Genomic DNA, 9,236 nt, shown 5'->3' on the forward strand with positions numbered 1-9,236 from the left:
ACCCACCTCATTACCGGCGGCGCAGGATTTATCGGCTGCAATCTGGCCGATTACCTGCTGCGCAACGGCGAATCGGTCACTATTGTTGATAACCTTAGCCGGCCACGCACACCGCTCAATCTGGCGTGGCTGCAAGAGCGGTACGGTGACCGATTGCGCTTTGTGCAGGCGGATATTCGTGATGCTGCGGCAATGCAGGCGGTGATTCCCGGCCATCGCATCGTCTATCATCTTGCCGGCCAAGTCGCGGTCACTACCTCGGTGAAGGATCCGCGCAGCGATTTTGAGATCAATGCGCTAGGTACGCTCAACATTCTCGAAGCAGCCCGTCTTGCCCTTAAACCGCCGATTGTCTTTTTTGCTTCGACCAACAAAGTCTACGGTGGGATGGAGACGGTTACCGTGGTGGAAGAGGCGACACGCTACCGTTACCGCGATTTAGTTAACGGCGTCCCTGAGCATCAGTTGCTCGATTTTCATTCGCCGTATGGTTGTAGTAAAGGCGCCGCCGACCAGTATGTGCGTGATTACGCCCGCATTTATGGCATACAGACGGTCGTCTTCCGCCAGTCATGCATCTATGGCCCGCGCCAGTTCGGGGTCGAAGATCAAGGCTGGGCCGCTCATTTCGCAATTGCTGCGCTGCTCAATCGACCGATCACAATCTACGGCGATGGCAAGCAGGTGCGCGATATGCTGTACGTCGATGATCTGATCGCAGCGTATATGGCTGCGCTTGAGCGGATCGATCAGGTGAGCGGCCATATCTATAATATCGGCGGCGGCCCCCACAATGCCTTGTCGATTTGGGCAGAGTTCGGCCCGGTGCTGAGCCGTTTGGTTGGTCGAGAGATTACAGTGCGCTACGGCGATTGGCGCCCCGGCGACCAGCCGGTCTACATTAGTGATATTACGTTGGCCAAGCAGGAATTGGGGTGGGAACCGCGGGTTTCAGTCTACGAGGGTATCGAGCGCATGGTGGGCTGGATCCGCGATAACCTGCCTTTGTTCCGCTAGAGCTTGGCCCGGCGCTTTGTCCTACGGTTGTGGAGTGCGGTAGTACCTTGCCACACGCTTAAAGTTTGGCGCGACGCTTGGTATCGCGGTTGTGGAATACGGTATATATTAGCGCTACCTATTGCGTCAGCGCTGAAGGGGTTGATGTGGAGTGCGGCAGTGACACTGCCGCACTTTCATAGGAGAATCCTACAATGACTGCTCACGGCCCGATCATCGTCAATCCGCGCGACGATGAACCGCTCGCGGCAGCAGTTGCGCGCGCATTGAGCGGCCCAGCTATCGATCATCACCAGTTCGCTACGCTGAGCGAATTGCTGGCCCGCGATGCGTATCTGGCCGGGCAAGTCAATATCTTGCATGCGACATGGGCAATTACTCCGCCGCCGGCTCACACCTTGCTCGCCCGCTTGCGCCGCCGGCTAGCGTGGTGGCTGGTGGGGCCGGAATTGGCCCAGATTAATGAAACCCACGCTACGCTGACCCGTATTGTCGAGAGCTTGATTGCTCATCTCGACGCCGAACGGTTGGCTCGGCAGACCTTGGCCGAGCGTGTAACCGCGCTAGAGGAGTAGCCTGCATTAAGGCAATGTGCGTGGGGCACAGCGGTGCTGTGCCCTTCCGCACTTTTGATGTCTATGGAAACTCACCTCGTTTGGCATTCAACCTTTGCTTCACCTACCGGCTATAGCAGTTCGTCGCAAGCGCTTGTGGCTGCGCTGACCGATACCGGTTTGCCGGTGCGACCACTCTATCTCTTCGACACCGACGCCGCCGAGCAGGTGTACGGCGCGATCCCGCCGCTCATTCGCTCGCTGCAACGGTTGCCGATCCGGCTCGATGTGCCGCAAGTGGTGTATGGCCGCGGTGAGCTGTTTTGCAAGAATAGCGGAGCGTACCGCATCGGTTTTACCATGCTCGAAACCGACCGCCTGCCGACGCACTGGGTTGAGCAGGCCAACCTTATGGATGAAGTCTGGACGCCAACGGCGTGGGGGCGGGAGGTGTTTCTCGCGAGTGGCGTGACTCGTCCGGTGTATGTGGTTCCGTTGGGTGTTGATCTTGCGGTCTTTACCCCCGGTCCGTCGCGATCTGACCTCACTGATCGTACAGTCTTTCTTTCAGTCTTCGAGTGGAGCAGGCGCAAAGGTTGGGATGTGTTGCTCGCGGCGTATCGAGCGGCGTTCCAGCCAACCGATTCGGTCGTGCTGGTATTGAAAATTGACCATCGTGCTGCCGGCAACCCGCTACGCGAATTGGCGGCGGCGCTCGGTGAGCAGGCACCGCCGGTAGCAGTGCTCTATAACCAGACCTTTAGCTCGGCGCGCATGGCCGAACTCTACCGCAGCGCTGATTGCTTTGTCTTGCCTAGCCGGGGCGAGGGGTGGGGAATGCCGGCATTAGAAGCAATGGCGTGCGGGGTGCCGGTGATTGCCACAGCGTGGAGTGGAACGACCGCGTTTCTCAACGAGTCGTGCGGCTATCCGCTGCCGATCCGTGGCTTGACACCAACCGGTGTGCAAAGTGGCCCTTACGCCGGTGCGCAGTGGGCCGAGCCAGACGTTGATGCGCTGGTGGAGTTGTTGCGACGGGTGCATCGCCAGCGCGACGAGGCGCGCGCGCTAGGGGCGCAAGCTGCTATCTGTGCTCGTGAGTGGCCTTGGCAGCGTAGTGCGCAGACGATCCTTGCCCGGTTGCACGCAATCGGATAAACGCAAAGGCGCCGAGGTCGCGAAGGAAGCTAAGAATTTCTGGAAATTGGCCATAAGCGCACGAACGTCTTTACCAAAAAACCTTAGCGCTCTTTGCGTTCTTCGCACCTTTGCGTTAAACCCTCTGCGCCTTTTACTTGGTGGCGGCGTCGAGTGCCTCTCCTACCCGCAGCACTTCGGCGAGGGTATTGTAGAAGTGGGGCGCGATGCGCACGCCAGCGCCGCGCGGCGTCACCACAATCCCCGCCTCGTTGAGCCGGTGGGAGACGGCGTTAGGATTATCAACCAGCGCCACTACAATCCCGCTGCGGTGTTCAGGGGCAGTATCGGCAGCTAGTTGGTAGCCGCGTTCGCGCAGATCGTCGATCAGCGCTGCTACCAGTGTGTTAATTTGGCGCTCAATCCACTCAATCCCCACCTCTTGCAGCATCGTGACTGCGGCAAGCAGCGCCAGATTATTAGCCACATTCGGCGTCCCCAGCGTAAATCGCTCGGCGGTTTCGGGTAGGGTCAGATTGTAATCGAGATAGTTCTGTCCGCTCACGCTGCTGGCCGCGCCGACATACGCCCCCGGCACAAGATCGCGGATCAGTTCGCGCCGCACGTACAAAAAGCCGCTCCCCGGCGTTGACAGCAGCCATTTCTGTGAACCGCAGGCCAGCATATCGATGTGCCACGCCTGCACATCGAGCGGAAAGGCGCCAAGAGTCTGGATCGCATCGACCACGAAATAGATCCCGCGCTCGCGGCAAATCTGGCCCACCGCGGCCAGATCGTTGCGAAAGCCGGTAGCAAACATCGCTGTGCTGAGGGCAATCACGCGGGTGCGATGATCGATCCGGCGCACGAGCAGGTCAAGGTCAAGCCCACCTTTGTGCTGCGGCACCACTTTCACCAGCACACCCCGGTACGCTAACTGCTGCCATGGGTACACATTGGCCGGGTAGTCACCATCGAGCACCAGCACATTATCACCGGGTCGCAGCGGCAAACTGACGGCGGCGGTATTGATGCCAGCGGCAGTGTTGGGCATCAGTACGATCTCATCGGGCGAGGCCGCGTTGATGAGGCGGGCTAGTCGCTGCTTCAGCTCGGCAAACTGGGCCATCACCTGCGGAAAGACGGCCAGAAACGGCTCGCGGGCGGCACGGTCGAGATAGGCTTGCACGGCAGCCTGCACCCGCCGACTGATCGGCGAGACGGCGGCGTGACTGAGAAAGGCGTAGCGTTCGGTAATTGGAAACTCGGCGCGATAAGCAGTAACATCGATGGTCATGCAGTTGATCCCTCAAGAAAATCGGTCAGAATAGCGTGATACTCGTGTGGACGTTCGAGCATCGGCAGATGGCCGCACTGCTCGATCCAGACTAGCCGGCAGCGCGGGATACGGGCAGCGGCGACCGGTGCTCCCGGTGGCGGCATAATCTGGTCGTGACGACAGGCGATGATCAAGCTCGGTGCGCGCACGGCAGCCAGCGCAGCGCTGATCGTTGGGCTACCGGCACCGCGCGCCGTCTCAAGCGCGGTGCGCTGTTCCATCGCCAAGAAATCGGCAAACGTCTCGCGGAGGATGGCGTGATCGGTGGGGAGCCGGTAGAAGAAGCGATTGCCGACCAGCCGCATAATTGGCTGCACGTCGAGCATCCATGGGCGGCGTAAGGCTAGCCACAGCGCCATCAGGTGGTGAATCGAAGCCACTACCCGCCGCTCGCGTTCGTCGCGGAAGGTGCTAAAGCTGGTAAGGACGAGGCGCGTCACCCGCTCAGGGTAACGTGCGGCCACATGCACGGCAACCGCTGCGCAGAGCGAATGACCATTGAGAGCGAATTGCTCGACGCCGAGCGCATCGGCAAACGCGATCACCCAATCGGCCAGCCGTTCCAACGAGAGGCGTCCGCTCAGCGGAGGCGACGAACCAAAACCGGGTAGATCAGGCGCAATTAGGGTGTAGCGATCAGCCAGATCGCGGAGGGTGTAGTGCCAGAGCCGTGAGGAACCACCCCATCCGTGCAAGAGGAGCAGCGGGGTACCCTGCCCAGCACGGCGAAAACTGGTGCGTAATCCGGCCACTGAGGTTTCAGCATTCGATGCAGCAAGTGGCGTTGTCATACTGCTAACCGCACAAGATGACATTTTTCAACGAGAAAAGCACGTTTACTATTTGATAAAAGCAGTATTATTCAACCAGATCACTTGCAAATCTTATTACAAATAATTTATAGGTACGGCCAACAAATCTACATGCATAAGATCACCTGTACCTAAGGTTTGATTGAGATTATGCCAATACTCCATTACTGCTGCGGTTGAAGAGCATTCCACAATTTTGCTAGATGTCTCGATTACTGCCAACTTGTATCCAAGACTTTGCAGATCATTAAGATATGATTGAGGATCGATGTGTGAGAACTCTTCAATTAGCTTGGGATGAAATTCAGAAACAATAGTTGGACGATAACGAGTGATAACTGTTTTCATTCCGTTCAATGCAATAGGTTCATGACCTTCTATATCTATCTTTATTATGTCAATTTTTTCAACATCACTTAACAGATAATCAAGCGTATGACCTTGGACATAGTTGGCTTCTAAATCACCGACTTTGTCGTTACGAACAAAGCTGTAGCCAGCAAAACCACCCATTTGAAGAATTTTTGTGCTATCAGTTACAGCATAGGGCATTATTACAATATTTGTAAAACCATTTTCGTTAATACTCTGGTAGAGTAATTGAAGATTATGATAATTGGGTTCTATGCCGACCACTTTTCCTTGTTTGGCAATAGTAGCAGCTAATAAAACAAACCATCCAACATTACACCCTACATCTATATAAACACTATCGTTTCTCAAGAGACTTCTAATAACATTTGTCACATGAGGTTCATACATTTTGTCATTGATAATTAATACTCCTGCTGAAACATCATCGGGATCTGCATAAATGACAAAGTCAGGAGTCTCCACTCGAACCTTCTTACGAAACGTTCGTCTCATACGAAATTCATGAGACTCTAGGAAACCATTAACTAATTGTGCGCGTGTCATACCTAAGGATACTCGTTTTGTCCAATCCAGCCATCCTTGATCATCCGCTTTCCTTCCTAGTAAGAGTCGATAACAAAAATATATATCAAGCAAATCAGCTTTTTCCGACTGGCGCTTCGACAAATAATGAATTAGCCACTCATGAAGCATACGACACTTTCTCCTTAGATACACGATTACCAATCAAACACCATTCGCCCTTGTGCGATGTAGGCAGGAGTACTTTAGTCACCCTAAAGCAGTACCTAATTAGCAGCTAATTAGCAGCTTAGCCTGCTTTGATTCTTAAACCAAGGATACACTAAAGAATGATATATGTCAAATACGACCGTCTTGAAAAATATTTTAAGATGATCTAACAAGGTAATTTTACTTATAAGCAAATTCATGCATTACTGAGATTAGCAGGTTTCCGATAATCTGTGCGGTACTTAGCGAAATCCACAGGTGTATAAAACAAGCACACTCCATCCTTGACACCATCCTACAATTGATGCTATGATCACCGATGACAAACGATCTTCGGGGCAGGGTGAAATTCCCGATCGGTGGTATAGCCCACGAGCGTGTTGAGAGGCACGCAGGATCCGGTGCAACTCCGGGGCCGACGGTTATAGTCCGGATGTAAAGAAGATCCAGATATGGGCAATGGTGGGCGACGCGCGCAGTGCGCGCCTTCGTTTCGTTGCCGTTGCAGGCGGGATCATTACCCGCTCTGTTCCCGTATCTGTCCCCCGAAGAGCGTTGGCTCGGCGGGGGTTTTTGATTCCCCGCCAGAAAGGAGATGGTAACGATGCAGCAAACGCTCCCAATGCCCACGACTGCGCCGCGGCCTAAGCCGTGGCGACGCTTTGAATGGCCGGCGCTCGGCTTGCCGGTGACACTGATAGCATTGCTTGCGCTCTGGCAGACGGTGGTGAACATCAGCGGCTACCCGGCTTTCATTCTCCCCTCGCCAGCACTGGTGGCAACGCGCTTTTGGCAGGCGTTGAGCAGCGGGCTGCTCTGGCAACATACCGCAGCGACGCTCAGCGCGGCACTCGGTGGTTTTGCGCTGGCGTTGATGGTCGCGCTGATCCTTGGCTATACCCTCGCCCATATCCGCTGGCTCGAACAGGCAATAGCGCCGGTGCTCGCAGCGAGTCAAGCCATCCCGGTAGTAGCGGTCGCACCGCTGATCATCCTCTGGTTTGGGGCCGGTCTGACCTCGAAGGTGCTGGTTGCCGCACTCATTACCTTCTTGCCGATCCTCATTGGCACGATCGTCGCTATTCGTAGCATTCCGCGTGAGCTGATTGAGATGGCGTACATTAGCGGGGCGAACCGCTGGCAACTGCTGCGCTACGTCGAAGCGCCGCTGGCGCTGCCGGTACTGTTCGGCGGCGTGCGCACCGGGTTGGCGTTGGCCACAACCGGCGCGGTGGTGGGCGAATTTGTCGCTGGTCGTACCGGCTTAGGGGCGTTGATCAACATTGCTCGCGGCTTGTTTGACACGCCATTGATCTTTGTTGCGCTAGCAACCCTCGCCCTGATTACCCTCGCCCTCTACGTATTGGCTGGTCTGCTCGAGCGGTTGTTGGTGCGGTGGGAAGCGTAAACACAGCTTTGGCACGGTTGAAGCACTCTTGCGTATCGGGCGAACAGGCAGATGACAACTATTCTAACGAGGGAACAATGATGAAACTGCGTTTTGTACTTTTCCTTACCCTGATCACCTTCATCATCACGGCGTGCAGCGCACCGGCTCCGGCGCCAACGGCTGCTCCTACGAGCGCACCGGCGGCCAACCCACAGCCGGAACTGCGCAAAGTAACGCTGGCTATGTCGTATATCCCAAACATTCAGTTTGCGCCGTACTACGTCGCTGCGGCCAAAGGATACTACGCCGCTGAAGGGATAGAAATCACCTTCGACTACAACTTCGAGAACGACGTGTTACAACGGGCAGCAACATGGCCGGCTAGTGGGGTAGCCTTTGCCACTACGAGCGGCACCTCGGTGCTCTTGGCTCGGCAGCAAGGATTGCCGGTCAAGACGGTCATGACCCTGTACCAACGCTTCCCGATCGCGTTTTTTGCCAAGGCGAACGTACCTCTGACGAGCGTGAACGATCTGCGCGGGCAGACGATCGGCATTCCCGGTCGCTTCGGCGAGAGCTTCTACGCGCTGCTAGCGGCGCTTTACGCTGGCGGTATGAGCGAAGCTGATGTGACCGTGCAAGAGATCGGATTCACCCAAGCAGCAGCGGTGATGGAAGATAAAGTGCCAGTTGCAACCGGTTACGCCATGAACGAGCCGGTGCAACTACGCGAGCAAGGCATTGCGGTGAACGTGCTGCTAGCCGCCGATATCTTCAATCTGGCCGCGAACGGTATTGCCGTCAGTGAAGCATTGATCGCGCAAGAGCCGGAACTGGTGCGGAAGTTTGTGCGAGCTAGCTTGCGCGGGCTGGCCGATACGCTGGCTAATCCGGCGGAGGCATTTGATCTCAGTTTACAGTTCATTCCCGAAGCCCAACTCGGTGACCCAGCGTTACAACGGAAAGTGCTGGAAGAGAGTTTGCCCTTCTGGCAGAACGAAACGACAGCTCAATACGGCTTAGGCCACACTGACGGCCAACTATGGACGCGCACTGAGCAGTTCATGCGGGAAGCAGGGTTACTCGCCGGGCCGGTTGAGGTGCAGAAGGCCTACACCAACGAGTTTGTGCCGGGCGGATCGTATTAAGTGGGGAGGTTATCAAATCGCCGGAACGAGTAGGTCCAGAGCAATGGAATATTGAGCAACGCCATACCAATGTTATAGGCCGGCGTGTAACTCATCGAGATCGCGAGAGCAACCCCGCCTACCCTGCCAGTAGCGCAATCCTAAGACCCTCGGTAACGGCGAATGGCGTCGTCGTTGGCGCCGATGGCGCACAGAATGCCGATCTCACGGGGGCGTTCAAGCACGTTGATGCTGAGGGTGCCAGTGAGATCAAGCGCATCTACCGTGCCGATAAGCAATACCATAATCGAGATCGTGACAGTTGCTAGATTGGTATGCCGCTCATCGCTCGTGGTGTAGATGTCGCCCTACACATCGCCGCCGATGCCCGCGGCCCGGCGCCAATGGCCGCCATCACGCCAAGCTAGCGGGTCTGTTGATTGCGAATGGCGCTAATCGTGCCCAATACTGAGAAAACTACAACCACCTTGGTCAAGGAGCGCAGCACATGTTGATTGATCAACCAACAAAACGAACAAAAACAGGGCGACGGCCCAGTTGTTCGTCGCTGCAAGGTAGGTACGAACATTTCACACACACCTAGCTAGCCACCACCCCCAACATATTAAAGATGCGCATTTCGCGGGCAATCGCCGGCCACGCCTGTGGATCAGCCACCTTCGCCGGCAGTTCCACCATGACGAACTGGTGCATCGTGTGCGGCAAGGTTTGGCCGCGGGTTTGGGTAGCGAC

General features: G+C 55.9%; 9 protein-coding genes and 1 riboswitch. Of the genes, 5 read left to right on the forward strand and 4 right to left on the reverse strand.

What is annotated here, in order from left to right:
• The 3 genes from Q1A59_RS13305 to Q1A59_RS13315 form a co-directional block, all read left to right on the forward strand.
• On the forward strand, nucleotides 1-1,017 hold a 1,017-nt coding region (locus tag Q1A59_RS13305), incomplete at its 5' end, for a GDP-mannose 4,6-dehydratase (protein WP_298404812.1).
• A 194-nt stretch (nucleotides 1,018-1,211) separates the two neighbouring features.
• Nucleotides 1,212-1,592: a hypothetical protein gene (locus Q1A59_RS13310; RefSeq protein WP_298404808.1), complete on the forward strand. Its 381-nt coding sequence runs from the start codon at nucleotides 1,212-1,214 to the stop codon at nucleotides 1,590-1,592.
• Between the two features lie 63 nt (nucleotides 1,593-1,655).
• Nucleotides 1,656-2,729: a glycosyltransferase gene (locus Q1A59_RS13315; RefSeq protein WP_298404805.1), complete on the forward strand. Its 1,074-nt coding sequence runs from the start codon at nucleotides 1,656-1,658 to the stop codon at nucleotides 2,727-2,729.
• Nucleotides 2,730-2,862: 133 nt separating this feature from the next.
• Here the strand turns inward: Q1A59_RS13315 and Q1A59_RS13320 are convergent, their stop codons facing one another.
• The 3 genes from Q1A59_RS13320 to Q1A59_RS13330 form a co-directional block, all read right to left on the reverse strand.
• Nucleotides 2,863-4,005: an aminotransferase class V-fold PLP-dependent enzyme gene (locus Q1A59_RS13320; protein WP_298404802.1), complete on the reverse strand. Its 1,143-nt coding sequence runs from the start codon at nucleotides 4,003-4,005 to the stop codon at nucleotides 2,863-2,865.
• Nucleotides 4,002-4,838, reverse strand: a complete 837-nt coding sequence (locus tag Q1A59_RS13325; RefSeq protein WP_298404798.1) for an alpha/beta fold hydrolase — start codon at nucleotides 4,836-4,838, stop codon at nucleotides 4,002-4,004. Before Q1A59_RS13325 ends, Q1A59_RS13320 begins: the two co-directional genes overlap by 4 nt.
• Before the next feature lie 96 nt (nucleotides 4,839-4,934).
• The gene (locus Q1A59_RS13330) at nucleotides 4,935-5,927 is read right to left on the reverse strand and encodes an FkbM family methyltransferase (RefSeq protein ID WP_298404797.1); all 993 of its coding nucleotides are present in this window, start codon (nucleotides 5,925-5,927) and stop codon (nucleotides 4,935-4,937) included.
• A gap of 364 nt (nucleotides 5,928-6,291) precedes the next feature.
• A riboswitch (FMN riboswitch) is annotated at nucleotides 6,292-6,416 on the forward strand.
• Nucleotides 6,417-6,570: 154 nt separating this feature from the next.
• Between Q1A59_RS13330 and Q1A59_RS13335 the strand changes: the two genes are divergently transcribed.
• Nucleotides 6,571-7,374, forward strand: a complete 804-nt coding sequence (locus Q1A59_RS13335; RefSeq protein WP_298482752.1) for an ABC transporter permease — start codon at nucleotides 6,571-6,573, stop codon at nucleotides 7,372-7,374.
• Between the two features lie 77 nt (nucleotides 7,375-7,451).
• Entirely contained in the window at nucleotides 7,452-8,504 is a 1,053-nt protein-coding gene (locus Q1A59_RS13340; RefSeq protein WP_298404792.1) for an ABC transporter substrate-binding protein, read from the forward strand.
• Between the two features lie 140 nt (nucleotides 8,505-8,644).
• Here Q1A59_RS13340 and Q1A59_RS13345 read toward each other — a convergent pair whose 3' ends face one another.
• Nucleotides 8,645-8,788 (reverse strand): hypothetical protein, encoded by a 144-nt coding sequence (locus Q1A59_RS13345; protein WP_298404789.1) that lies wholly within the window; start codon nucleotides 8,786-8,788, stop codon nucleotides 8,645-8,647.
• Between the last annotated feature and the right edge of the window lie 448 nt (nucleotides 8,789-9,236).

The sequence above is a fragment of the uncultured Chloroflexus sp. genome (assembly GCF_937951745.1).
Lineage (GTDB): Bacteria > Chloroflexota > Chloroflexia > Chloroflexales > Chloroflexaceae > Chloroflexus.